This window comes from Clostridium senegalense, assembly GCF_018916625.1.
GTDB lineage: Bacteria > Bacillota > Clostridia > Clostridiales > Clostridiaceae > Clostridium_J > Clostridium_J senegalense.
Window position 1 is genome coordinate 139,102 of the sequence record NZ_JAHLNC010000006.1, and the last position, 26,710, is coordinate 165,811.

Consider the following 26,710-nt stretch of genomic DNA (forward strand, 5'->3'; position numbering starts at 1 on the left):
AATGATTTAATTTTATAATTTATAAAAAGAGCCTTCAAATTTGTATTTTGAAAGCTCTTTTTGTTATTCCACTATAATTTCATCAAAAAGAATATTATTAATTGGGTTCACAATTACATTTTTCACTTTATTTTTATTGTATATAATACCACATTTAGGATTAAATAAAAATATGGCAGGGCAATCATTTAACATAACACTATTCAACTCTTTATATAGATTATATCTTTTATCAGGTACAATACATTCAGAGGCTTTGTCCATTAATGAATTTACTTTTTCATTATTATAATTGTTTTTAAAAAAAGCAGAATTTATATTAAATAATGGTCTTAAGTAATTGTCAGCATCACCAGTATCAGCAATCCAAAAAGCTGGAAAAATATCAGATTTAAGATAATTATCAGGATGATATACCCCTTTTTCATTGGCGAGAATTTTCTCACACCTTATGCCAACAGCTTCAAAATAGTTTATAAGAAGATTAATATAATCATCATTTTTACTATGTACTATTTTTAAAGTGTCTTTAGAGTTACAGTAATTACACTTACTTAAAAGTTCCTTTGCTTTATTAGGATTATATTTAAAAATATCATCATTATTAAAATCTAATATTGCTCTAGGAAAAATAGATTTAAAAGCTTCTGCATTATTACAAGCTAAAAGTTTAATAAGTTCTTCTTTATTTACTGCATAATTAAGAGCTTGACGAGCAAGATTATTTTTTGAAAAAATACTATTTTTATTAAAATTAAAAAAATACATATTAGTTAACAAAGATGGGTACAATATTAAATTATTATATTTATAATTATCACAAAGGGATAAAACCTCTTTAGATACAGAAGAAATTTTATAAAAATCTAAATTACCTTCAGTTTTTAGCAATGATAAAGGCTCTTTTTCATTAGTCACTATAATTTCATCTACATAAGCTCTACCATTATAATAATCATTAAAAGCTTCAAGAATAATCATATTTGAAGTTTTTTCAGTGATTTTAAAAGGTCCACAACTTACTAAAGTTTTATTAGCTATATATGGTTTTTTCTCATAGATAGAACAAGAAGGCTGAGTTAAATTTTTAAGAAACCCAGAGTATGGATTGTGCAATGTTATCATAATGGTATATTTATCTAAAATTTTAATTCCACTGATATCCTGTGCTTTACCATTTCTAAAGTCATCTGCACCTTCTATTGGACTAAGTAACCAATAATTAGATGAGTTAGTTTTTGAATTATATAAACGTTCTAATGAAAATTTAACATCTTCTGATGTTAAAATGTTGCCATCATGAAATTTAACATTATCTCTAAGTTTAAAAGTCCAAGTTAGGTTATCTTCATTTAAATACCATGTTTTAGCTATACCTGCGGTAATGTCACAATGTTGTCTTTGAACTAATAATTGAGAACAAATATTAAATCCAAGAGTAGCTTGATCTACACTATAAGCTTTAGCTGCATCTAAAGGTTCATCATTAAAATTAAGTATAGTTTTAATAGAGGTTTTAGGCTTATTTAATATACAAATATCTTTATTTTCTATGTTTTCACATAAGTTTATAAATCCATCTACTGAAGTTTTAGCAAATTGAGAATTTACTATGGCATTTTCCACAAGAGAAAAAGTCTTATCAGAAACTTCTCTCATATCATTTGTACAAGATGATATGTAATCTATTGATTTTAACTGTTCTTCAATAGCATTATTTATTTCTTTAATTATAGATTCAGTATTATTAGTTGCGGTAGAAATATTATTAAATGATGATGTTGTTTTTTGTGCTAATTCTATACCAATATTAATTGAATTATCGCTATTTTTTATAGTTTTCATAGTATTAGATACACTAGAATTTATATCTAATATTATATTTTCAATTATTTCAACAAAATCTTTGCTTTTATTTGCTAATTTTTTTACTTCAGTTGCAACTACACTAAAACTTCGACCATGTTCACCTGCTCTAGCAGCTTCTATTGAGGCATTTAATGAAAGTAAATTTATTTGATGAGAAATTTGTTTCATTTGAATAAGAATATCATTTATATTAGTAATTTTCACGTTTAAGTTACTTACCTCTGATTTTATTGAATCAACAGATTTTATTATTTCAAACATAGAGGTTATAGTTTTAGATATAGAAGACATGCCATTTTCTACAGTTTCAATTGTTACTTTTGATTGTTCACTTGAAGAATTTATACTAGCAGATACTTCTTCTGCCAATGATGCATAATTTTCAAATTCATCAATAACTTTAAGAATTGATGATGATTGTTTGTTAACAGCATAATTTATTTCAGAAATAGATTTAATAAGATTATCTATTGAATAATAGGTTTCATCTACTCTTTTATTTAACTTCATTAAAGAAATATTTTGATTATAGGAGGAAAAATCAAATTTTTCATTATCAATAGTAATAATATTACAGTCCTCACTATTAGATTTTTTATTTTTTTTAAATAACATAATGACCTCCATAAATTTAGTATTTATTGAATAAAATGAGATTTCTTAATAAAATATTAATGTTAAATTTATTAAAAATTTACAAATGATACTAATTAAGATTATAATAATATTTTATGAATTATTCAACTATACAAAATATTTATTTGATTTAAAAAATAAAAAATATATAAAATTTTAAATCATATATTGGTTAATATTAATATATTTTAAATTTATACTTTAAAATTTAAAATAATATAAATATAGGTTAAAATAGTAAGTATTAATTAGATTTAAGGGGTGAAAGATTTGAAGACTATATTATGCATAGGCGATAGCATAACATATGGATATGGAGTAAATTTTAAAGAAAGTTGGTTTTATTTAATAAAAAATAAATGTAAAGAATGTAAATTTATAAATTCCGGAATTAATGGAGATACAACGGTGGGAATGATGAATAGATTAACATCAGAAATAAATTTACATAATCCTAATATCATTATTATATTAGGTGGAAGCAATGATTTTTTATGTAATAGAAAAATTAGTGATACTTTAGATAATATAAAAATAATTATTAAAGAATCTTTAGAAAAAGGAATAATACCAATAGTACTTTCTCCACCTAAAATGTCAGAAAATATGGCAATTGAAAGATGGGATTGTTATTGCAATTATAAAGATATAAATTATCTTATTGATGATTATGAAAAAAAATTAAAAAGTATTTGTAAGGAAAACTCTATAGAATTTGTAAATTTGACAAAAAAATTCAATGATTGTGATGAAGAATTATATACAGATGGAGTACATCTAAGTTATAAAGGTAACTGTATTGTGTATGAAAGTTTATTAAATGGTTTAAAAAATATATTATAATAGCACAATTATTTATTAATATGTGTTTTGATTAAACTAAAAAGTATATATTAATAAAAATATAGGCTAAAATTAAGAATTTGGAATAAATTTAAAAGGGCTTATTAAGCCCTCCTAATATTTATTCATTAATTTTAAAATTTGATATTAAATCATTTAAAGTGTTAGAGATAGTATTTAAATCTTCTGCTTGTATTGTTACTTCTTTAAATTTACCCTGTTGTTCTTCACTAGATGCATTAACTTCTTCAGTTGAAGCGGCAGCTTCTTGTGAAACAGCAGATATATCTTGAAGATTTTGTATAAAAACTTCTTTAGAATCGTTAACTTTTAGTATAGCTTCTGATGTGAAATTAATTTTTTCTTTTAAAGCATCTATAGAATTTGTGATTTTTTCAAAACTCTTAACGGTATCTAAAGTTTTTCCAGAGCTAAGTTCAATTATCTTTTGAGAAGATGAAATTTCATTATTTACAGATTTTATGTTGCTTAAGTTTTCTATAATAACTTCTTCAATTTCTTTAGCAGAATTACTAGATTGTTCTGCTAAAAGTCTTACTTCATTAGCAACAACTGCAAAACCTTTTCCTGCCTCCCCAGCTCTAGCAGCTTCTATACTGGCATTTAAAGATAAAAGGTTTGTTTTATTTGTTATATCTTTTATAGTATCTAAAATTATATTGATTTTTTTAGAGTTTTCTTCAAGTAAAGATGCTTTATCAACTACAGTATTTATTGAAATAGTATTTTTACCATACATATCCTTTAATTCATTCATAATGGTTTTTCCATTTAGTATTGCATCTTCTGCTTCATTACATTTTAAAGATATATCTTTTGCATAGCTTGATATATTATCAATTTCACATCCAAAATTTTCAGAGGCATTTACGCTATTTTCTAACATAGAACTTTGACAAGTAGCACCTTCAGTTATTTGGCCAATAGCACTAGCAATATCATTATTAGAAGAATTTACTTCACTTATAATGTCTTTAAAATTTAATGATGCATTAAGAAGATAATTAGATATTTTATGAGTTTCTTTTAAAACTACAGTAATATCATCTATCATTAAATTTATAGAGTGACCAATATGAAAGAAGTCATTGATTTTAATATTGTCTGTATCAATTTTTTCAGTGAAATCTCCATCTTTACATTTTAATACAATTGATGTTAAATTAGATATAGATTTTTTAAATACTATGGAGGTTAAAATTATTATTATAATAGAGCATATCAATGTTAAACATACTGTTATAATAACATTTAATATTGATTTGAAAACTACACTATTTATCTCCTCTTTTGATATAAAACCATAAGTTGTATAACCTAAAGATTGATCTACATGTTTTTCTACTACATATCTTTTATTTTCTATAGTTAAAATTGAGCTATCTTTTATGTTAGGCAGTTTTTTACCCCAATCAGTTTCCGGCAAATTTACTTCCATTAAATTTTTATTACTACTACCAAGTACAGATGAATCTTTATATGTAACTAAAGAAAATCCATCGGTTCCTATTGGTGTTTCGGATATATTTTCACAAACTTTATCTAATAAAATATCTATACCTAAGCATCCTAAAATATCACCTTTTTTATTTTTGATTTTTTTTGAAATAGTAATGTTTTTTAATCCATTTACGCCGTCAATATATGGAGGAGATATTACCAATGTATCAGAGTCCATAGCATTTTTATACCAAGTTGTCTCTAAAGGTTTAAAATTTGAAGTATCTTCTAAAGGATAGGAGGTAAATCTACCTTCTGTGTCACTGAAATATACAAAGGATACTGTCTCATTATTATCTTTTATATTTTTGAAATATTTGAGCAATTTATCATAACTCTTACTGTTTATATTTTCTAAAACATATTCATCATTAGAAAGTGAATTTATTAAATTAATATTTATGTTTACAAGTGTAGAAATATTATTAGAAATAGAATTAATACTGTTAGAGCTTTTAGCTAAATAAACATTAGATATGTTATTATAATTATTTTTTAAATTACTAAATCCTAGTATTACTATAGGAATAATAGAAGTAAAAATCATTAATATTAATATAGCTGATATTAAACTAATTTTTTTGTTATACATTTTTTCTTTTTTGAAATTTTTCCCCATAAATAACCCCTTACTTTCAAATTATTATATTTAAAAAATCAACTATGCTCAATGAGCTAGATTTATCTTTTGTAAAGCCATAACATAATAATAAATAATGTATTAAGTAACATTAAAAATATTTATTATAAAGCTTTAATCTTCCCAAAGAGTAGGGAAGCATTTAATAAAAATAATTAAAATAAATTAACATGTGATAATGATTTCAATAAAAATAAAAGATTTTAAAATAAATCCTTCTTAGTTAATTATCAAGCAATTATTAATTTACTTTAGATATTAATTAAAATTTTATACCATATATTTATATTACCATTAATATATGTAAAAATCATTGGCTAAAAAGTTGAAAATTGTAAAAAAACACAACATTAAGAGGTATATTTTATATTAGTTTTAATGGTATAATAAGTTGAAAAATATATCTTTGTATATGAAAAAACTTTTTAGTTAATTTAAATGTAATAGTTTACCTAAAGTATTCACATAATCTTGAGTAGATTAGTAATAGGAATATTGTTATAAAAAATTATTAAAATAATTGCAATTTATTTTAAATATGATAAAATCTATTAAATACAAAAATTGAGTGGAGGAGATGATTATATGGGAAACATAGCAGCATTTTTTGATATAGATGGAACTATTTATAGAGAAGGACTAATAACAGAAGTTTTTAAAAAAATAATTAAGTATGAGCTTGTAGATGAGAAAAAATGGTATAGAGAAGTTCGTCCGGCATTTATTAAATGGGATAAAAGACAAGGCGATTATGATGAATACCTTATAAAAATGGTTGATATATATATAGAAGCAATAAAAGGTGTGGACAGGCATCATATAGAATATATAGCTAAAAAAGTTATAGAACAAAAAGGTGATAGGGTTTATACTTTTACTAGAGAGAGAATAAAGTGGCATAAGGAGCAAGGACATAAAGTAATTGCAATATCAGGTTCACCAATTGAACTTGTAAAAGAAATGTCAAATAAATATAATATGGATGATTATAAAGGGTCTATATACTTAAGGGATGATGATGACAATTATACTGGAGAAATAATACCGATGTGGGATTCGGAAAGTAAACAAAATGCTATAAAAGAACTAACAGAAAAATATAATATAGAGCTTGATAAAAGCTTTGCATATGGAGATACATCAGGGGATTTTACTATGTTTAAATCAGTAGGTATTCCTTATGCAATAAATCCAACAAAAGAACTTTTAGCAAAAGTTATGGAAAACGATGAAGTTAGAGAAAAAATAAAGGTTATAGTTGAACGTAAGGATGTAACATATAATCTGGATATTAATAATATACAATTTTTATAAAAAAATATAACAAAACTTTTATTTATGGTGTAAATCCATTGTAAAATATAAAAAATAGATGTATTGAGGAGAAACAAAATGGAAAAAAATTCGAAAGTTAATGAAAATGAAAATATTGAAATAAATCATAGTCATGATCATAGCACAAGTGGAGTTTATCAAGGGGAAAGAAAAAATGGAAGAAGACATGGGTTTGGTATTTTTACATATGCAAATGGGACAAAATATATTGGTTATTGGCATGAAAGTAAAATGCACGGAGAAGGCACTATGATTTGGAATAATGGAGAAAAATATATAGGGAGTTGGAAGGAAGATTTAAAAGATGGGTACGGTATATATTATTGGTCTGATGGTGAAAGTTATATAGGTCAATGGAACAATGATGATAAAGATGGTAGTGGAATATATTTATGGGAAAATGGAGATAAATATACAGGAGCTTGGAAAAATGATAAGCAACATGGAGAAGGAATATTAGAAACAGTAGAGGGAGAAAAATACATAGGTAAATGGTCTAATGATCAGGTTGACGGTGATTTTACTATAATAGATATAAATGGTAATGTAAAACAGTGCACTTTTAAAAATGGAATTAAAATAGATTAATAGTGAAAACACATTTAGAGTTATAAAAATATCTAAATGTGTTTTGTTTATAAAAATAGCATTAATAAATAAAAAATTTCACTTGAAAAATTTTTCACAATGATTTAAAATTAACTTGAAATATTAAAACTATATATTAAAATAAAACGATATATTTGAGAAGAGGTATGTAATAATGAAAAAAGTATTAGATTTTCATAAAGAAGGATATAACTGTTCTGAATCTATAATCAAAGCAATAAATGAAGAAAATAATTTAGATATTCCAGTATCAATAGCAACTCCTTTTGGTGGTGGTATGTCAGTTGGAACAACTTGTGGTGCAATTACTGGCGCAATGATGGTTTTAGGGGCAACTAAAGGAAGAGAAAATGCTAAGGATCCTAATGAAGCTAGAAAATACGGAAGACTTTTAATGAATAAAATAAAAGAAGAATATGGAACTTTTGATTGTGTAGAACTTAAAAGAAAAGGTGTATCATGTGATGAAATAATAGAATATGCATATGATGCATTAAAAGAAATTATGAATGAAAAAGAAAACTAATATAAAAATAGGTTGTCTTAATAAGATGACCTATTTTTAGTTGAATTTTTAAATTTTAAAATTCATATTAAATTCACATTGAATTCATTTCACTTATAGATAGACTTTCTAATATGTATTTGTAAGCAAATATGGGACAAAATAAAAAGGAGCGAAGAAATGAATTTTTTGTTTAGAGCATTTTTAAATTTAAAAGAAAAGAAAGTAAAATCTTTAATTTTATTTATTATTACATTAACAGTTTGTGTAGTTGTATTATCAGGTATAGCTATACAAAGTGCAGCAAAAGTTTCACAAAAATTAGCAAGGGAGAGTTTAGGCGCTACAGTATCATTAAAAGTTGATTCAGAAAATATGAGAAACAAAATGTCAAATGAAAGTAGTAATGAAGATAAAAAAGTAAGAATGAAAAGTACACCAATAAATATATCAGATGTAGAACAATTGGCTCAGCTTCAGCATGTTAAGTCATATAATTTAATAAGTACAACTTATGTAAATGCAAATAGTTTTGAACCGATAGTTAGTGAAGAAAGTGAAAATGAAAATACTAACAATGAAACTAATAATAATGATATTAAATTTAATGAAGGTCATAGTCAAGGAAAAGGGATGAGTTTTGGAGATATAAATTTACAAGGTGTATCTGATGCCTCACTTGTAGAAGAATATGAAAATAATGAAATTACTTTAGTTGATGGTAGAATGATTACAACTACAGATATAGATACTAAGGTTGCTATGATAGAGGAAACTTTAGCTAGTGAAAATAACCTTAAAGTTGGTGATAAAATAACGGTTTCTAAAAGTAATGATTCAACTATTACCAATGAGTTGGAGATTATTGGAGTATTTAAATCTAATGAAGAAGTCACAACAGAAGGATTTATGAGTCCATCAATGAGTCCATATAATAAAATATATGTTCCATATACATTCGTAAATATATTTAAAGGTGAAGAATATACTGGAAAAGCAGATAAAGCAGAATTTCAAATAGATGATCCATTAAATGTTGAGAGTTTTGTAAATGAAGGAAATCAATTAGATATAGACTTTGAAACATATACTTTAGATGCTAATAGTAAGACTTATGATAAAATGGTGAGTTCTATAGAATCGGTTGCATCATTTGCTAGAATAACATTATGTATTGGAGTTATTTCAGGTGCTGTGATATTAACACTTATAATAATGCTTTCTATAAAAGAAAGAATTATGGAAATTGGTATATTAATGTCTTTAGGTGAGAAAAAATTTAAAATAATAAGTCAATTTATTAGTGAAATATTAATTATACTAGTATTAGCAATAGGAATTTCAGGAATTGTAGGTAATAAAATAAGTAATGTAATGGCAAAAAACCTTTTATCTAATCAAATTGAGACAAGTAGTAGTACAAATAAGAGTATAACAGGAATGGATAGTGAGATGAGAGATAAAGCTGGTATGATGAGGGAAGAGAGTAGTGTAAAAACTATTGATAGTATGGATATTAAAATTACTATAATAGATTTTGGGAAAATGTCAGTAGTTACAATCTTAATAGCGATAGTATCTATCTTATTACCGTCTATATCTATTATGAGACTTAACCCTAAAAATATATTAAGTAAACATCAGTAGATAACTATAAACTTAGGAGGAAACTACATGGAAGCATTATTAAGACTTGAAAAGGTTAGTTATAATTATGATAAAGAAAAGGAAATTATAAAAAATTTAAATATTTCTTTTGAAAAAGGAAAATTTTATACTATAATAGGACCTTCAGGATCGGGAAAAACAACATTTTTATCCTTAGTTTCAGGATTAGATAAACAGGATGAAGGAAAAATTTTTTATAAAGAAAGTGATACAAGAAAAATAGGTTTGGATAATTTTAGAAATAAATATGTATCTATAGTTTTCCAAGGATATAATTTGCTCAATTATATGACGGCATTACAAAATGTAGAAATGGCAATGTCTATAAGAGGATTAAAGTTGAAAAATAAAAGGCAAGAATGCCTTTCAATGTTAGAAAAAGTGGGGATAAGTGAAAAAGAAGCAAATCAAAAAGTTTTAACCTTAAGTGGAGGTCAACAACAAAGAGTAGCAATAGCAAGAGCATTAGTTTCAAAAACAGATTTAATTATAGCAGATGAGCCAACAGGAAATTTAGATGAAGTTACATCTAATGAAATAGTAAATTTGTTTATAGAAATAGTTAAAAAAGAAAAGAAATGTCTTATTATGGTTACACATAATAATGAAATAGCGCGTAAATCGGATATTACTTATAAGCTTTTTAATAAAAATTTGGTGAAGGTTTAAAATGCGTTCATATAAGTTAAAAGGAAAAATAAATTTCATAATATTATTAACTTCATCGCTAATAATATTATTTAAATTTATTGTTATAAATAGTACATATTTAGCTGCAGAAAAAAAATTATCTGAAAATCCTATATTTTCAGTAGAAAATGCTTTGAACCAATATAAGGTTTCATCAAAACAAAGTGTTAAACTTGATGTGCCATTAGTGAGTCAATTACCAGAGTTGCTTTATGGTTGCGAAATAACTTCTACAACTATGATGCTTAACTATAATGGGATTAACGTAGATAAACTAACATTAGCAAATGAAATGAAAATAGACACTACAGAAATTGTTAGAGATGTTGATGGGACAATAGTAGCATGGGGAAATCCAAATGTAGGATTTGTAGGAGATGTTACAGGTGAAGAAGCAGGATTCGCCATTTATCCTACTGCAATGATAGGATCTTTAGAAAAATATATAAATCCAGTTGATTTAACTGATGAACCATATTTTAAGTTAGAAAAATATTTAAGTGATGGAAAATCAGTGGTAGTTTGGATAACATCGGATTTTGGAAATCCTACATTAGATGCTAGTTGGATTGTTGATGGAGAAGAAATAACTTGTAGTTTTAATCAACATACAGTATTGTTAACAGGATATGATAAAGATTATATATATTATAACGATCCATTAACTAATGAAAAAAATAGAGCTGTAGATAAACAAGTATTTATTAATAGTTGGCAAAGTATTGGAAGTAAAGCTTTAAGTTATGAATAATTTTTAAATTAACTAAAATTGAATTAATAAAAATTAGAATAAATAAAATGATTTAAAAATAACCTAATTATATTTAATATAAAATATAATTAGGTTTAATAAATTTAACTATGGAGGACAGTGTGGAAAAGTATATTTTAGTTGTAGAAGATGATCTGCAGATACAAGAATTAATCATAGAATTTTTAAAAAGCGAAGGCTATATAGTAGATGCTGCTAATGATGGATTAGAAGCATATAAAAAAGTGAAAAATAGCAGTTATAATCTGATTATACTGGATGTGATGATGCCTAACATGGATGGGTATACTTTGTGTAAAATGATAAGAGAGTTTTCAAACATTCCAATAATATTTCTTACTGCCCTTGAAAGTGAGTTCGATGAAATAAAAGCATTTGATTTTCAGTGTGATGATTTTATAACTAAGCCATTTTCTTTTAATATACTAATAAGAAGAGTTGAAGCTGTGTTAAAGAGATATAATAAGTTACACATAGAAAATAATATTACTTTTGAAAATTTAAAATTAGAATGTGATAGTTATAAAGGCTATTTTAAAGAAAAGGAGATAGAGTTAACACTTAAAGAATTCAATATTTTAAAAATGCTTATAGAATATTATCCTAGAGTAGTAACAAGAGAACTATTAATGGATAAAGTATGGGGATATGATTATTATGGGGATATGAGGGTAATAGACGCTCATATAAAAAATATTAGAAAAAAAATAGATGCAAAGTATATAAAAACTATAAAGGGAATTGGATATGTATTGGAAAAATAAATGGAACAATGTGAATATAAAGAAAAAGGTGTTCTTTATAACAATAGCTATAATTACAATAACATCATTATTGGCATATATATTATTATACTTTCTATTACCGCAGTTTTACAATATATATAGAACTTATAAAGTAAACAGTGAAATTTTAAATACTGTAAAAACTTTAGAAAATAATAAAGATATAGACATTGATAATTTATTGGATAATTTTACATATAAAAACAATGCTATGGTTTTACTAAAGACTATTGATGGTGAGATAATTTATTCATCTAATAAAGGTTTAAGCAAAAAGGAACCTATGCATGAAATATCAGAATTTGAAGATGAGATAAGTGAAGAAAGTGATAAACTAGATAAAAGAGAAGAGAGACCGAAAAAAAAATCACATTCTATGTTACAAGTGGAAAAAAACTTTAATTTAAAAAAGTTAAATATGGAATGTGTATTAATAATAATTTACTCGCCAATGACAAGTGTTCGAGAAATGTCTAAAATGATTCTGTTATTCTTACCATTTATGGTAATAATAACATTAATTATAGGAATTTTAGCTTCTGTAATTTATTCAAAAATAATGGCTTCTCCCCTTATACGAATAAATAATATTTCAAAAAAAATAGCTAAATTAGATTTTACTGATAAATTAGATTATAAAGGAAATGATGAAATTGCACAATTATCTACTAGCATAAATGAAATGAGCTATAATTTGCAAAAATCTATTGAAGAGTTAGCAAATACTAATATTCAATTAAAAAACGATATAGAAAAAGAAAGACAATTAGAGAAAAGAAGAAGAGAATTTTTAACTACAATATCACATGAATTAAAATCGCCTATAACTATTATAAGAGGGCAAGTTGAAGGAATGATATATAATATTGGACCGTTTAAAGATAGAGATAAATATCTAAAACAATGTTTAAGTACATTAGATCAATTAAAAGAATTAGTAGGTGAAATTTTACTTTTAAGCAAATATGAAAATTATGATTTTAAGTTAAATATTGAAAGAATAAACTTAACTTTACTTATAAAAGATATAGTTAAAAATCAAAAATTTTTTATAGATGAAAAAGATATTTCTACTATAATAAATTTAGAAAATGAAATATTTGTATATGGAGATAAAAAACTTATAGAAAAAGCCTTAACTAACATTATTAATAATGGAATTAAGTATTCTAAACCAAAAGAAAAATTAATATTAAATTTAAAAAGAAATTCAAATTGTGTAGAATTGATAATTAAGAATACAGGAGCACATATTGAAATAGAAGAAATAGAACAGGTTTTTAAAGCATTTTATAGGATAGAAAAGTCTAGAAACAGAAAAACTGGTGGAAGTGGATTAGGTTTATATATTGTAAAAACAATTTTTGATATGCATAGAAAAATACAATATTTTTTAACAAGTGAAAATAATTATGTAAAATTTAAAATTATTTTTCAAGATTAAAATAAAACTACTTTAATAATAAAAATTATTATTAAAGTAGTTTTTTATAATTAAAAGTAAAGTAATAATATAATATTAATTTAAATAATAATTTTAAAAATATATATTATTTTAAATTTAGCTTCATTAAATGATTAAAACTTGATATATTATAAATTGTAACTTATTAGTAAATAATATGAAATTTTGTTAAGATGGGAGTGAGAAATTATGGGTGTTAAGTTAGATATAATTTCAGGATTTTTAGGTGCTGGTAAGACTAACCTTATAAAAAAGATTATTAAAAATAATTTTCTAAATGAAAAAATAGTAATTATAGAAAATGAATTTGGTGAAGTAAATATAGACGGTGAATTTTTAAAAAAAGATAAAATAGATATAAAAGAAATAACTGATGGATGTATATGCTGTACTTTAACAGAAAATTTTAAAGATTGTATAGTAAATGCAGTAAAATCATTTACACCGGATAGAATAATTATTGAACCTTCAGGAGTTGCTCAGTTATCAGATATATTAAAAATATTTAATGATGAAAAAATAAAAAGCATAGTTAATGTAAATATGATTATTACTGTAATTGATGGAGAAAATTTTAATGAATATGTTGAAAATTTTGGAGCATTTTATAAAAATCAAATTATTAATTGCAAATCTATTATTATAACTAAGTGCGAAAATATATCTGAGGATAAGATAAGAAAGATTAAAGATGATTTAAAAAATATAAATTCAAATGCTAATATAATATGTAATTCAGATAGTGTAAAAGGAGAAGAAATCATATTTTGGGGAGAAGATAAAAATGATTTTTCAACTATAAAACACATAAAAAAACCTAAAAATAATACACCAATAAAAATAAAAAAACAGTATAGGGTGAATGTAGAAGAAAAATTTGAGAACATATCTTTTAAAACTAATAAATTTTTTACAGAAAAGCAATTAGAAGATATTATGAAAAAATTAAAAGAAAATGAATTTGGAAATATAATAAGAGCAAAAGGAATTGTTAAAAGTAATAATTGTAAACAATTAAAATTTGACTATGTATTAAAAAATTTTAATGTGATACCATATAAATTTAAGGAAGAGGGAGTTATTTGTATTATAGGTAAAAAGCTAAATAAAGAACTATTATATAATTTTTTTAGTTAGACTATATAAAATATGATGATAAAAGAGAAGTTGAATAAGTTATTTTCAACTTCTTTTTTACATTCAAAACAAGTATAAATATAGGATTTAATGTAAAAAAATATAAAATTAAATAAATATTTAAATATATGTAAGTTATATGGTAGAATAAAGTTGAATTTTCAATTTATTTAAGTGTTAAGTTTTTAGGTTAAAGGGGTATTTTTATATTATGGTAAATTTAATTAAAAAAAGGGGAGAAGTAATATGGGATTAAAAAACATTAAACTGAAAAACGCAAACATAAAATTTCAAATGACATTTGTTATATCTATGGCATTCTTTTTAATACTTATGTTTATTTTATTTATGGTAAATTATATGTCAAATAAAATAATATTAAAGAGCGATTTAGACAATATGAGCAATATAATAATACAGAATGCTGGACTTGTTTCTAGGGATGTTAATGAAAATTTTCAAACAGCAAAATTATTAAGTAATAATAATTTAATCAATGACATGAATATTCCTTTTGAAAAAAAACTTGAAACTTTAAATGATTTTACAGAAAAAACAAAAGCATTAACAATAGGAATTGCAGATTTAAATGGTATTTATCAATCAACAGATGGTCAACGAAATTCTGATATAAGTAATGAAGAATTTTTTAAAAATGCATTAAAGGGAGAAGAAACTTTAGTAGAACCAAGGTTTATAAAAGAAGTAAATGAATATGTGGTAATATATTCAGTTCCAATCAAATGCAAAGAAAAAATTGTTGGCTGTCTATTGTTTAATGTAAACGCCAAGGATATGTCAAATAATATTGCAAAGGTAACATTAAAGGGGGAAGGAACAGCATTTATATTGGACAAGGAAGGAAATTCAGTTGCCAGTGCCAATTTTGATGATGTAATAAATAAGCATAATGAAATAAAAAATTCAGAAAAAGATGAACTTTCAAAAAATGTAGCAGAGATACATAAAAAGATGATAAAAGGAGAAACAGGTATATCTAAATATAAATATGGCATTGATAAATATTTAGCTTATGCACCTATTGAAAATACAAATGGATGGTCAGTTGGTATTTTAGTAGAAGAATCTATAGTTTTAAAAAGTTTAAATAAATTAAAACTTGCCCTAGCAATAAGTGTATTAATAAGTTTATTATTATCTATAATATTAAGTTTGGGAATTTCAAATAAGTTTTCTAAGAAATTAGTTAAGGCAAAAAATAAATTATCACTTTTATCACAAGGAGACTTTACTTTAACTATAGATGAAAAGGATATTAATCAAGGGGATGAAATTGGAGATATATATAAAGCTATAAATAAAACTAAAGAGTCTGTAGGTGAAATTTTAATTTCTATAAAAGATAGTTCCAATATAATAACAGAACATTCAAAAGAATTATCAGCAGTATCAGAGGAGATGGTATTGTCATCAGAAAATATAGCTAGTGCGATACAAGAATCGGTAAAAGGTAATGATAATCAATGTTCAGGGTTGAACTATATAGATAATATAATGAATAATTTTAGTGATAAAATAAATATAATGATTGAAAATATAAAAAATATAAATACAGTTTCTACAGAAGTTGTAAATAAAGCTAATATTAGTAATAAAGACATGAAAAATTTATTTGACTCTATAAATGATTTTGATGATATATTTAAGAAATTTTTAGTTACTATTGAAGGTATGAATAGTAAAATAGATTCGGTAAATAAAATAACATATGTTATAAATAGTATAGCAGAACAAACTAACTTACTAGCATTAAATGCAGCTATAGAAGCAGCTAGAGCAGGAGAGGCAGGTAAAGGCTTTTCTGTAGTGGCTGATGAGATAAGAAAACTTGCAGAGCAAAGTAAAGATTCTGCAGTTGAAATAAGTAATGTTATAGATGGTGTTTTGGATGAAAGTAAAAACATTATAAGTGAAACTAATATTTTAGATAATGAAGTTCAGTTACAAAAACAAGCTATTGAGAAGGCAATTTTTTCTTTTGAGGAAATATCTAAATCTTTAGGAGAAATAAACCCTATTATAAAAGATACTTATAATAATTCTAATAATATAAAAAAGGATAAAGATGATATAATTATAAAAATAGAAAATTCAACTTCAATATCACAAGAGATATCGGCAACTACAGAGGAAATATCAGCATCAACAGAGGAGTTTAACAGTTCCAGTGAAGAAATAGCCAATTCAGCTAGTAATTTGTTTGAATTGACGGAAGATTTAAATGTTAAGTTGAAAAAATTTAAAACTGAAAACAGATAAAATAAAAATAAAGTATTAACTAAATTTAAAATTCAGTTAATACTTTATTTATTTTATAAGAAATTAAATTTATATAACAAAGTTGTCCTTTAAATCCACATATCTCCAATGGTTATCTACTTTAACAGGAACTAAATCTGCGTTAAATTTCCCTATGTCATTAAATTTAGGAGTAATTATAACATTTCCATTTATGTCAAGGATGCCCCATAGGTTATCTTCTAATACTGCTAAATAATTTTTGTTTAAATATTTAATTCTAGAATATTTAGGCTCTATTATTATTTTTCCGTCCTTATTACAGACACCAAATTTATTATCTAGTTTAATATATATATAATTATTAAGCTGTTGATTATAAAGTTCTATATAAGAAGAGTAAAATTCTTCTATAGTTGTATCATAATTTTCAGGTAATAAAAATTCAGGAGAAGAATTTAATTCATCATATTTGATTGGAAGAATTTCTTTACCATCATTTGAAATATAGCCTGTCTTACCATCTTTTTCTATAATAAAATTGTTATTAAAAAAATATACACTATTATATTCAGGTTTTAGCACTTCTAAACCATTTAAATTAACTATTGTATTTTTTTCTTTTATTTGTGCACATGTAAATTTATCTGATATAGAATGTAAACTATTATATTTAAAATCACTAAGAATAGTTCCTTTAGTATCAGCTAATGCCCACATAGAAGAATTTTCACTTATAGCAAAAGTTTCATTATTTAAGGGAGTAGCATAATTAAAAGTTGGTTCTAAAAGTTCTTTTCCATAGGAGTCTAGTAATCCCCATTTATTATTGAGCTTAATCAGAAATGTAGAAGAATTAGATTTATCTTTAAAATCATAATCAGAAGATTCATTATAAACAATTTCTTCATATTTAGGTTCTACTATAAAATCTCCACTCTTATTGATAACTCCCCATTTATTATTGAGTTTAACACTAGCTAAATTACAGGAATTAAAATAAAGAGCATTTTCAAACTTAGGTTCTATTAAAACATTGCCATCTGCATTAATATACCCATATTTACCATTAGATGAAAAAGTAGATATATTATCAATAAAAGTTAGTGGTGTGTCAGAAAGTGATTCTAGTTTTTCCTTAGTATTTAAATTTAAAATTCCATATTTATTATCAACCATAAAACATACTAAATTAGATTTGAATGAAATGTCAGAATAGATTGGATCTAATATGGTATTTCCAGCATAAGTAAACAAGCCTAATTTACTTCCATCATTAACAATTAATACATCTGGATTTATATTAGGAGTTATTTCATCAAACATGGGAAAAATTGCAATTTCACCATCATAAAATAAGCCCAACTTATTATCTTGTTTTACAATAAGTGAATTATCTTCATATGTTGGTATTACATCTTCATACTCAAAATTTAGTATAGTATTATCATTTTTATCTATGCATCCCCATAAATTATCTTTTTTAACCCAAGCAAATTTATTTGAAAAATCAAGAGCATCCTCATATTTGGGATTAATTATAAAGTTACCTTCTTTATTTATGTAACCAAACTTTTTATTTGTTTCTACACGAGCTACATCATCTTTAAAGTCAAAGGCATTTTCAAAGTTGAAATTTTTATTTTCACATCCATAAAGAAGTGTTATAGAAAAAATAAAGAAGAAAGTAATAAAAATTTTTTTAAGTTTCATTATATCACCTCTAAGTACATTCAAAATATTTACAATTAAAAGTATTATAACATAGAAGATAGAAAAAATTTCAAATGTTTTGAATTTTAGTGTGAAATATTGTATTATTACATGGATAGATTATAACAATGTGAAAACTAGGGAGGAAATAATTTATGATGTATGATATGCCATTATATAGACCGCCAAGTGAAGCATATAGCTTAATTATTCAGGTGACTTTAGGCTGTTCTCATAACAAGTGTAATTTTTGTAGTATGTATAAATCTAAAAAATTTACTATAAAATCCTTGGAGGAAATAAAAAAAGAAATAGATACATTTAGAAATATATATGGAAAGGCTGAAAAAATATTTTTAGCAGATGGAGATGCACTAATAATTCCTATAGATACTTTAAAGGAAATACTTAAATATATAAAAAAGGTTTTTCCAGAATGTAAGAGAATTACGTTATATGGTTCTCCTAAATCTATATTATATAAAACTATAGATGAACTTAAAGAATTAAAAGAATTAGGATTATCTATGATTTATATGGGAATTGAAAGTGGAGATGATTTGGTACTAAACTATATAAATAAAGGTGTTGCTTCTAGTGAGTTATTAAATGCGGGGTTAAAAGTAAAAGAAAGTGGAATACTTTTATCTGTAACTGTGATTGCAGGTATTGGAGGCAAAGGTAGAACAATAGAACATAGTATAAATACAGGAAAGCTTATTAGTGATATTAGTCCTGATTTCTTAGGTGTTCTTAGTCTTATGATAGAGGAGAACACAGAACTATATAAAGATATTAAATGTGGGAAGTTTTTAGTCTTATCTGATATAGAGGTATTAAAAGAAATCAGAAATATTCTTGAAAACATAAACTCAAAAAAGAAAATTGTATTTAGATGTAACCATGCATCAAATTACTTACTATTAAGAGGGGATTTACCAAAAGATAGGGAGCAATTAATAAGAGAAATTGATAATGCATTAGAAAATAGAGATATAAGGGATGAAGTAGAGAGAATGCTTTAAAGTTTAAAAATAAAAATGTAGAAAATTTTATGGTTGTAGAAATAAATGAATTAATAGAAGATAAGTAAATATTAGCTGTTTTAAAATAGGGTTGAAACTTATTTTAAAACAGCTTTTTATTTTAACAAATAAAAAATATTTAGCATAATATAAAAGGAAAATTCTTAATAAAGAAAAATTAAAGCTAATATTTTTATATTAGGAATCGATAGTTAAAATGATAATATAAAATCAAAATTATCGAAATTTTCAAAATGGGAGGTTAGAATTTATTTTTTAGTTTAATATGAGTTTCCATAATAATTTATTTAAATTAAACATCTTAATGGATAAATGTTAAGAAACTCTAGATAAAGATGGAGGGGCTTAAATGAAAGGAAAACATTTAAAAAGTATTTGTTTCATAGTAGTTACAGCAGTAATTACCGTAAATTCAAATTTTATAGTTTTAGCAAAAGAAAATAATGAACAAAAGTACAAAGAACCGCAAATACAAAACGAGGCTGTATCAGAAAAAAACATGGATAGTAATGAGTGTTATGGATTCGAACATTTTAAAAATACAGCGGAAGCAGAAAGTGATTATAAAGATCAAATAAAAGGAAAATTAGATTCAACTTATGATGAAAATGAAAATTTAAAAAAATATAATTTAAAAGCCAACAGCAATTATACAATGAAATATTTAAATACACTAGACTATAAAAGGCTAGTAGAAACAATATCAAATTGTAATTGGTATGAAATAGAAGGATTATTTCAATTTACTGATGATTCTTATGAGTTTTATAAAGATAAAAATCGTATGGAAGCATTAATAAATGCATTAGGCGAAAAAGGAAAGATATACACTGCAACAGATGACAAAGGTATACCTACAATAGTAGAAGTTTTAAGATCAGGGTTTTATTTAGGTTATTATAATAAGCCTTTAAATGAACTTTATGAATTAAGTTATAGACAAAAATGTATTCCTTCAATGTTAGAAATACAAAAAAATAGCAATTTTAAACTAGGAGAAAGTGGTCAAAATGAAACAATTAAATCACTTGGAATGTTAATAGGAAATACCACTTGTAATGAAGAAATTGTAAATAATTTTACTAAGATAATTAAGCAATATAATGAAAATAGAAATGTATATATAAAAGATATTTCAAAATCAAATGCAGTATTTGAAGTGGTAAAAGGAGTAGAATATGAATTATCTTCATATTTGTATAATAATAATGGGGACTTAAGTAATGCTCCTTGGAAAAATAGAATAGATAAATTCATAGATGAAGTATCAAAATTTATAAAGGATGAAAATGTAACAGAAGAAAATAGTTGGTTAATTAATTGTGGAATATATTTAACGGGAAAACTTGCTAAATTTTACAGTAATCCAATAGAAAAACAAAAGGAAGTAGAAAATGTTTTAAATGTTTATCCATATTTAGGAGAACAGTACTTTAAAGCTATAGAATCAATTCAATATGATTTTAATGGAATTTTAAGTACAGGCAAAACAATTGATTTAGAAAAAATAAAAGAAGATGGAAAGAAATATTATCTTCCTGATACCTATACATTTGAAGATGGTAAAATGATAATAAAGACAGGAGATAAAGTAACAAAAGAAAAGGTTGAAAGGCTTTATTGGGCGTCTAAAGAAGTTAGATCTCAATTTCATAGAGTAGTTGGAAATGATAAAGAACTTGAACAAGGTAATGCTGATGATATATTAACTATGGTTATTTATAATAGCCCTAAAGAGTATAAGATGAATTCATCTTTATATGGATATAGTACTGATAATGGTGGGATTTATATAGAAGGAATAGGAACATTTTTCACATATGAAAGAACTGTTGATGATAGTATATTTAGTTTAGAAGAACTTTTCCGTCATGAGTATACACATTATCTTCAAGGTAGATATTTAGTTCCTGGATTATGGGGCACAGGAGATTTTTACAAAGAAAAAGATTCAAGACTAACATGGTTTGAAGAAGGAACAGCGGAATTCTTTGCAGGTTCAACTAGAGAAAATAATATACTTGCTAGAAAATCTCAAGTTTCAGGTTTAGATAGTAATCCATCAAATAGATTCACTGCAGAAAAACTATTTAATTCTAAGTATGGGTCTTGGGAGTTCTATTATTATGGGTTTGCATTTTCAGATTATATGTATAACAATAGAATGGATGTTTTTAATAAGTTTATAAAAACTATTAAATCAAATGATGTAAAGGGTTATGATGATTATATAGCAACTTTAAGTTTAGATAATGATATAAATAATCAATATCAGTCGCATATGGAGAATTTAGTGAAAAATTATGAGAATCTTACAACACCTTTAGTTTCAGACGATTATCTAAAAAATCATAGTTCTATAAATTCAAAATTAATATATTCTAATATAGAAAAAATCTCTAATATTAAAAATACTACAGTTAATGAAGAAAAAGGACAATTTTTCAATACTTTTACTTTAAGAGGAACTTATATAGGTGAGAAATCTTATGGTGAACTTGAAGATTGGAAAAAAATGAATGAAAAGTCTAATGATTTTGTGAAAAAATTAGGTAGTTTAGAATGGTCAGGTTATAAAACTATAAATTGTTATTTTGTAAATCATAGAGTTAATAGCCAAGGTCAATATGAATATGATGTTATATTTACCGGCATATTAGGAGATGGAAACATTAGTAACAATCCACCAACAGCTAATATAGATGGTCCTAATGTTTGTAAAGTAGGGGAGACTATTACACTTTCTTCAAAAAATTCTACAGATAGTGATGGAAAAATAGTAGAATACCTTTGGGATTTTGGAGATGGAAATACATCTAATGAAGTAAATCCAACCCATGTATATAAAAAAGAAGGCACATTTAATATAGTTTTAAAAGTTAAAGATGATAAAGGTGCATTAGGAGAAAAAGTTCTAACAATAAAAGTTGAGAAAAAAAATATAGATGAAGAGGATAATATCGATTTAGAACCTAATAATAATTTTGAAGAAGCAAATTTGGTACCAAACTTAAATAAAAGTTATAAAGGGTCCTTATTAGGTGATGATAATGTTGATGTATATTGCTTTAAAGTTGAAAATCCAGATAAATTAAAAATTGAAGTTAATAATTTAGATAATATAGGTATGAATTGGACATTATTTAATGAAGAAAATCTAAATGAATTTGTAGCTTATCCAATGGATGATAAGTTAAATGGAGAATATGAAGTAACTAAGCCAGGAATGTATTATATAAATATTTATAAGTATGATTATGAAGATGGCAAGTATGAGTTTAAAATATCTAGTGAATTTAGTAAAAATATAATTATGGAAAGTGAACCTAATAATGATTTTCAAAAAGCCAATATAGTGGAATTAAATAAAATTATAAATGGAAATCTAAGTGATGATGATAATGTAGATATTTTTAAATTTCAATTAGATGAGGATAAAGATATAAATATAGTTTTAAATAATATGAACAATATAGGCTTAAATTGGTTACTTTATAAGGAAGAAGATTTAGATAACTATGTTTCATTTGCTCAAATAGACAATAATATTTATAAAAATTCATATAAAGCAACTAAGGGTAAATATTATTTATATGTATATAATTTTTCAAAGGACAACGGAAAATATACTGTGGAGATAAATTAAATTTATTAACGATAAAAGACCAAAATTAATTAATTTTGGTCTTTTATTTTAATTTTAAATAATAAAATTAAAGTTTTTGAACATTAATTGCCATAGGCCCTTTAGAACCTTCTGTTATATCAAATTCAACCTGTTCACCTTCATGTAAATCTTTATCGTTTCCTTTTTCTTTTACTTGTGAATGATGAACAAATATATCATTTCCATTATTTGCAGAAATAAATCCATATCCTTTTGAATTATCAAACCATTTAATAACACCATTATACATTGTCATTTTAACGCTCTCCTTTAAAATTAAATTCAATAACTAGTGTTTGCAAATATAAGGAAATTATACTAAAAGTATAATTTTTTTATAGAATCAATGGTTTCATCATTATTATTTGGAACTTGTTTTAATGAGTATCCTAGTAACAGAGGAGATGTAACAAAACGTGGTGTAATTTTACAAATTATTTCCTCATGCCAACAGTAAAAGAATAGATTAAAACTATCACAGTTCGATCTATAATTATTTAAAATATAGTGAACAACCTTTTGTACGTTATCTGCAAGGTAATCTATATCTTCAATATCTTTTATAATAACATTAAATTCAGTAAAGCAAGTTAATGGCTTATCTGATAAATTAATTTCACAATGTTTATCTTTATGGATTATATCTCCACGAAAATATATGTCTTTTAAAGTATCTTCATAATCTATATCATTAAGACCTATTATTTGCATATGAGGGTGTTTTAAGCTTCCACCAGATAAAGGTCCATGATTTTTATATAAAATTACAGATTTAAATTTGTTACTTTCTCTTAATTTAAACCAATGCTTAATTGCAAAATCAAACAACTTTCTTATATGTTCTTTAGAATAAAAGGACATATTTAAATCACATTTATCACTTTCAATTATTACTAATTGTAATGAGTTTTCAAGGGTAGGGTATTTATTCTTTAAAAGAATAATATCTTCATCCTCATCTAATATATTGCTTAATTTAGATTTATCACAAAAAGGGCAAGATATATTCGATTTATTTATGTTATTAGGCTTACTTGCACCTATATTGTATAGAAAATTTATATATTTATCGCCGTTCATATTGTCACCTACTTATAAAACATTAAATTAAATAAACAAAATTATATTTTGATACATGTTAGAGTTTATTCAATTAAAAATCGACTTAAAGTTTATAACATTCTAAGTACTTATTTATACATTATAACATAAAAGAATGAAAATAGTGTTAAGGTAAAAAGATTAAAAATGTAATGAAAAAAGACATGTTTTAAACTAATATTTATTAAAAATTAATGTTATTTTAAGGTTTATTAAAGATATAGTAAAGGTTTATACAATATAATGTTAATTACAATATATGTTATAGAGAATTATTAGAATAAATATATGAATTAAAATTGAATTTTAGGTATTTGTGGAGGTATAAAATATGAAACGAACTGTGATAATATCAAGTTTTATTATATTAGTTATAATTATAGGAGGGATATTTGGAATAAATAAAATTATAGAGTATGCTAATGAAAAAGTGAAAGAAGCTAAGAGTAGTGATATAGTATGTATAACACCAAAAGAATTAAGTGAAGAAATGTCAATTAAAAACAATAAAAAGTTTTATAAAAAGGTTATTGAAGTTAAATTAAAAGTTAAAAGTACAAAAAATAAGAGGATAATTATATCAAGTGAGGGAGAAGAGGATATAGCTATAGGATTTCAAAAAGGGGTAAATATTTCAAACCTCAAAATTGGAGATATAATAAAAGTAAGAGGATTTACAACACCTAAAAATAAAAAAAATGAAAAAATTGTAATTGGTGGAGCGGTGCTTTTAAGTGAATAAAAAATTTAAAATATTTTGTAATATAATAAAAAAGTATGATTGTTATTTCATTCATGCTTTTTTGTATTAAATAATTAATATTAATTTTTTTATTAAAAACATTATTATAATGACTTATTTAATGTATAATATATTAAATAATAGTTAATTTTTTGTACTATTTCATGTTAATTTTTTAAATTATAATAAAATAGGTTTACTATTTCTTAATTATAATTTAAATTAATAGTAAAAGATATATAAATTAAAAGAATTTTTTGAGGAGCTTACATGTAAATGATAAAATGCAGTATCAATATTAAAATATAAAATCGAATCAAATGTGTAAATATTTAAAAAATTAGGTCTAGGGTATATCCTCTTATAAATTTAAAAATGTGAGGTGGGGTTTATGAAATCAATAGAAGTTTTAAGTCCGGGGGAAAAAATAAAAAATATTAGAAAAAGGTTTAAAATTAAACAACAAGATATAACTGGTGGTGAAATTACACGTAATCTTATTAGCATAATAGAAAATAATAAGGCAAATTTAACAGAGAATGTGGCTAAAATATTAGCGGATAATATAAATATTTATTGTAATAGAAATTCAATAGATTTCTATATAACTGCAGATTATCTTTTAGAAAATGTTACTTCACAAGTAAATAAAATTTGTGATAATTATATTGAATTTATAGAAAAGACTGATATAAGTAAAATGGATACAATAGAATACTCTTTTGATGAGGTTGAAGTGTTTTTAAAAAAATATAATTGTAGAGAAAAGAAAATAATTATATTTTCAAAAATAGGAGATAAGTTTAAAATCATCGAAAAATACCACAAAGCGTATTATTTTTATAATAAAGCATATGAAAATTATATGTTAAATGATGATAAAGAAGAATTTTTTAATTTAATATATAAACTAGTTTCTTGTTGTATAATCACTGAAAAGTATGATCAAGCATTAAGTTTAATAAATTTTACATTGCATGAGTTTAAAGAGCTAAAAGATTCACAAAAATATAATATAATAATAAAAGAAATTATTTGTTATAGAGAAATTAAGAAGATAGATTATTCATTGGAATGCATAAAAAAATTAGAAAAAACTTTTGAAAAATATTTAAAAAATTATCCAGATGAGTATATAAACTTGTTAAAATTAAAATCATCTTGTTTAAGAGAAAAAAATTCATTTTTAGAATCATTAGATATAGAAAAAAATATATTAAAAATAATATCTATTAATGATTTACAACGACAATTTGAATGCAATACCAATATACTTGAAATATATAACTCATTAAAAGACAGAAGGAATTTACAAAAATATTCTAATAAATTAATAAAGTTAGATAGAGAATTTCAAATTCCAGAAGAATTAAAATCTAAAGTATATATCAATATAGCTATAGCAACTAAAGCCTTAAATTTGAAAGAAGAATCAGTAGTATATTTAAAAAAAGCAAAAGAAATTGCTATAGAATTAAATGAAAAAATAATTTTAGAAAAGAGTATTTTAATTTTATTAGATATGTATATTAATGAGGGAAATTATGAAGAAGTAAATAACATAAAAAATTTAATAATGGAATTGGTTTCTAAAGGAAAAATAGATAAAAATCACACAATCATTTTAAATCTAATAAAATATTATAATAAGTTAGAAGAGAGAGAAATAATAGAAGATATATTAGAATTTTTGATTTAAAATTTAAA

Annotated in this window: 20 protein-coding genes; 15 read left to right on the forward strand and 5 right to left on the reverse strand. The window is 23.9% G+C overall.

What is annotated here, in order from left to right; all coding sequences use genetic code 11:
* Positions 1 to 63: 63 nt before the first annotated feature.
* Positions 64 to 2,484 (reverse strand): ABC transporter substrate-binding protein, encoded by a 2,421-nt coding sequence (locus KQI36_RS11715; RefSeq protein WP_216451029.1) that lies wholly within the window; start codon positions 2,482 to 2,484, stop codon positions 64 to 66.
* 291 nt (positions 2,485 to 2,775) lie between these two features.
* Between KQI36_RS11715 and KQI36_RS11720 the strand changes: the two genes are divergently transcribed.
* Positions 2,776 to 3,348 carry a GDSL-type esterase/lipase family protein gene (locus KQI36_RS11720; protein WP_216451030.1) on the forward strand — a complete coding sequence of 191 codons (573 nt, stop codon included), beginning with the start codon at positions 2,776 to 2,778 and terminating at the stop codon, positions 3,346 to 3,348.
* Between the two features lie 121 nt (positions 3,349 to 3,469).
* Here KQI36_RS11720 and KQI36_RS11725 read toward each other — a convergent pair whose 3' ends face one another.
* A complete protein-coding gene (locus KQI36_RS11725; protein ID WP_216451031.1) occupies positions 3,470 to 5,488 on the reverse strand; it encodes a methyl-accepting chemotaxis protein in 2,019 nt (672 codons plus the stop codon).
* 606 nt (positions 5,489 to 6,094) lie between these two features.
* Between KQI36_RS11725 and KQI36_RS11730 the strand changes: the two genes are divergently transcribed.
* The 10 genes from KQI36_RS11730 (at position 6,095) to KQI36_RS11775 (ending at position 16,755) form a co-directional block, all read left to right on the forward strand.
* The gene (locus tag KQI36_RS11730) at positions 6,095 to 6,823 is read left to right on the forward strand and encodes an HAD-IB family hydrolase (RefSeq protein ID WP_216451032.1); all 729 of its coding nucleotides are present in this window, start codon (positions 6,095 to 6,097) and stop codon (positions 6,821 to 6,823) included.
* Positions 6,824 to 6,901: 78 nt separating this feature from the next.
* Positions 6,902 to 7,432, forward strand: coding sequence for an MORN repeat-containing protein (locus tag KQI36_RS11735; RefSeq protein WP_216451033.1), 531 nt, complete (start codon positions 6,902 to 6,904; stop codon positions 7,430 to 7,432).
* A gap of 175 nt (positions 7,433 to 7,607) precedes the next feature.
* Complete coding sequence (locus tag KQI36_RS11740) at positions 7,608 to 7,979, forward strand: C-GCAxxG-C-C family (seleno)protein (RefSeq protein WP_216451034.1); 372 nt, start codon at positions 7,608 to 7,610, stop codon at positions 7,977 to 7,979.
* Positions 7,980 to 8,138: 159 nt separating this feature from the next.
* On the forward strand, positions 8,139 to 9,605 hold the full coding sequence (locus KQI36_RS11745) for an ABC transporter permease (RefSeq protein WP_216451035.1): 1,467 nt from the start codon (positions 8,139 to 8,141) through the stop codon (positions 9,603 to 9,605).
* Between the two features lie 27 nt (positions 9,606 to 9,632).
* Entirely contained in the window at positions 9,633 to 10,295 is a 663-nt protein-coding gene (locus KQI36_RS11750) for an ABC transporter ATP-binding protein (protein WP_216451036.1), read from the forward strand.
* Position 10,296: 1 nt separating this feature from the next.
* Positions 10,297 to 11,067, forward strand: a complete 771-nt coding sequence (locus tag KQI36_RS11755; protein WP_216451037.1) for a C39 family peptidase — start codon at positions 10,297 to 10,299, stop codon at positions 11,065 to 11,067.
* Positions 11,068 to 11,189: 122 nt separating this feature from the next.
* Positions 11,190 to 11,852 carry a response regulator transcription factor gene (locus tag KQI36_RS11760; RefSeq protein WP_216451038.1) on the forward strand — a complete coding sequence of 221 codons (663 nt, stop codon included), beginning with the start codon at positions 11,190 to 11,192 and terminating at the stop codon, positions 11,850 to 11,852.
* The gene (locus KQI36_RS11765; RefSeq protein WP_216451039.1) at positions 11,836 to 13,317 is read left to right on the forward strand and encodes a sensor histidine kinase; all 1,482 of its coding nucleotides are present in this window, start codon (positions 11,836 to 11,838) and stop codon (positions 13,315 to 13,317) included. Before KQI36_RS11760 ends, KQI36_RS11765 begins: the two co-directional genes overlap by 17 nt.
* 210 nt (positions 13,318 to 13,527) lie before the next feature.
* A complete protein-coding gene (locus tag KQI36_RS11770) occupies positions 13,528 to 14,475 on the forward strand; it encodes a GTP-binding protein (protein WP_216451040.1) in 948 nt (315 codons plus the stop codon).
* 246 nt (positions 14,476 to 14,721) lie between these two features.
* Positions 14,722 to 16,755 carry a methyl-accepting chemotaxis protein gene (locus KQI36_RS11775; protein WP_216451041.1) on the forward strand — a complete coding sequence of 678 codons (2,034 nt, stop codon included), beginning with the start codon at positions 14,722 to 14,724 and terminating at the stop codon, positions 16,753 to 16,755.
* 69 nt (positions 16,756 to 16,824) lie between these two features.
* Here the strand turns inward: KQI36_RS11775 and KQI36_RS11780 are convergent, their stop codons facing one another.
* The gene (locus KQI36_RS11780) at positions 16,825 to 18,447 is read right to left on the reverse strand and encodes a WG repeat-containing protein (RefSeq protein WP_216451042.1); all 1,623 of its coding nucleotides are present in this window, start codon (positions 18,445 to 18,447) and stop codon (positions 16,825 to 16,827) included.
* 158 nt (positions 18,448 to 18,605) lie between these two features.
* Here KQI36_RS11780 and KQI36_RS11785 point away from each other — a divergent pair, with 158 nt between their 5' ends.
* A complete protein-coding gene (locus KQI36_RS11785; protein WP_216451106.1) occupies positions 18,606 to 19,472 on the forward strand; it encodes a radical SAM protein in 867 nt (288 codons plus the stop codon).
* Positions 19,473 to 19,842: 370 nt separating this feature from the next.
* Positions 19,843 to 23,139 (forward strand): collagenase, encoded by a 3,297-nt coding sequence (locus KQI36_RS11790; protein ID WP_216451043.1) that lies wholly within the window; start codon positions 19,843 to 19,845, stop codon positions 23,137 to 23,139.
* Between the two features lie 67 nt (positions 23,140 to 23,206).
* Here the strand turns inward: KQI36_RS11790 and KQI36_RS11795 are convergent, their stop codons facing one another.
* Together KQI36_RS11795 and KQI36_RS11800 are read right to left on the reverse strand one after the other, a co-directional pair.
* Positions 23,207 to 23,416, reverse strand: a complete 210-nt coding sequence (locus KQI36_RS11795; RefSeq protein WP_010299124.1) for a cold-shock protein — start codon at positions 23,414 to 23,416, stop codon at positions 23,207 to 23,209.
* A gap of 62 nt (positions 23,417 to 23,478) precedes the next feature.
* A complete protein-coding gene (locus KQI36_RS11800) occupies positions 23,479 to 24,240 on the reverse strand; it encodes a DUF4931 domain-containing protein (RefSeq protein ID WP_216451044.1) in 762 nt (253 codons plus the stop codon).
* A gap of 352 nt (positions 24,241 to 24,592) precedes the next feature.
* Here KQI36_RS11800 and KQI36_RS11805 point away from each other — a divergent pair, with 352 nt between their 5' ends.
* On the forward strand, positions 24,593 to 25,003 hold the full coding sequence (locus KQI36_RS11805; protein ID WP_216451045.1) for a hypothetical protein: 411 nt from the start codon (positions 24,593 to 24,595) through the stop codon (positions 25,001 to 25,003).
* A gap of 391 nt (positions 25,004 to 25,394) precedes the next feature.
* Complete coding sequence (locus KQI36_RS11810; RefSeq protein WP_216451046.1) at positions 25,395 to 26,702, forward strand: helix-turn-helix domain-containing protein; 1,308 nt, start codon at positions 25,395 to 25,397, stop codon at positions 26,700 to 26,702.
* Positions 26,703 to 26,710 lie beyond the last annotated feature (8 nt).

Coding starts and splice junctions, on each gene's coding strand:
- KQI36_RS11715 (WP_216451029.1), bottom strand. CDS start 2,484: ATGTTATTTAAAAAAAATAAAAAATCTAATAGTGAGGACTGTAATATT.
- KQI36_RS11725 (WP_216451031.1), bottom strand. CDS start 5,488: ATGGGGAAAAATTTCAAAAAAGAAAAAATGTATAACAAAAAAATTAGT.
- KQI36_RS11730 (WP_216451032.1), top strand. CDS start 6,095: ATGGGAAACATAGCAGCATTTTTTGATATAGATGGAACTATTTATAGA.
- KQI36_RS11735 (WP_216451033.1), top strand. CDS start 6,902: ATGGAAAAAAATTCGAAAGTTAATGAAAATGAAAATATTGAAATAAAT.
- KQI36_RS11740 (WP_216451034.1), top strand. CDS start 7,608: ATGAAAAAAGTATTAGATTTTCATAAAGAAGGATATAACTGTTCTGAA.
- KQI36_RS11745 (WP_216451035.1), top strand. CDS start 8,139: ATGAATTTTTTGTTTAGAGCATTTTTAAATTTAAAAGAAAAGAAAGTA.
- KQI36_RS11750 (WP_216451036.1), top strand. CDS start 9,633: ATGGAAGCATTATTAAGACTTGAAAAGGTTAGTTATAATTATGATAAA.
- KQI36_RS11755 (WP_216451037.1), top strand. CDS start 10,297: ATGCGTTCATATAAGTTAAAAGGAAAAATAAATTTCATAATATTATTA.
- KQI36_RS11765 (WP_216451039.1), top strand. CDS start 11,836: ATGTATTGGAAAAATAAATGGAACAATGTGAATATAAAGAAAAAGGTG.
- KQI36_RS11770 (WP_216451040.1), top strand. CDS start 13,528: ATGGGTGTTAAGTTAGATATAATTTCAGGATTTTTAGGTGCTGGTAAG.
- KQI36_RS11775 (WP_216451041.1), top strand. CDS start 14,722: ATGGGATTAAAAAACATTAAACTGAAAAACGCAAACATAAAATTTCAA.
- KQI36_RS11780 (WP_216451042.1), bottom strand. CDS start 18,447: ATGAAACTTAAAAAAATTTTTATTACTTTCTTCTTTATTTTTTCTATA.
- KQI36_RS11785 (WP_216451106.1), top strand. CDS start 18,606: ATGTATGATATGCCATTATATAGACCGCCAAGTGAAGCATATAGCTTA.
- KQI36_RS11790 (WP_216451043.1), top strand. CDS start 19,843: ATGAAAGGAAAACATTTAAAAAGTATTTGTTTCATAGTAGTTACAGCA.
- KQI36_RS11795 (WP_010299124.1), bottom strand. CDS start 23,416: ATGACAATGTATAATGGTGTTATTAAATGGTTTGATAATTCAAAAGGA.
- KQI36_RS11800 (WP_216451044.1), bottom strand. CDS start 24,240: ATGAACGGCGATAAATATATAAATTTTCTATACAATATAGGTGCAAGT.
- KQI36_RS11805 (WP_216451045.1), top strand. CDS start 24,593: ATGAAACGAACTGTGATAATATCAAGTTTTATTATATTAGTTATAATT.
- KQI36_RS11810 (WP_216451046.1), top strand. CDS start 25,395: ATGAAATCAATAGAAGTTTTAAGTCCGGGGGAAAAAATAAAAAATATT.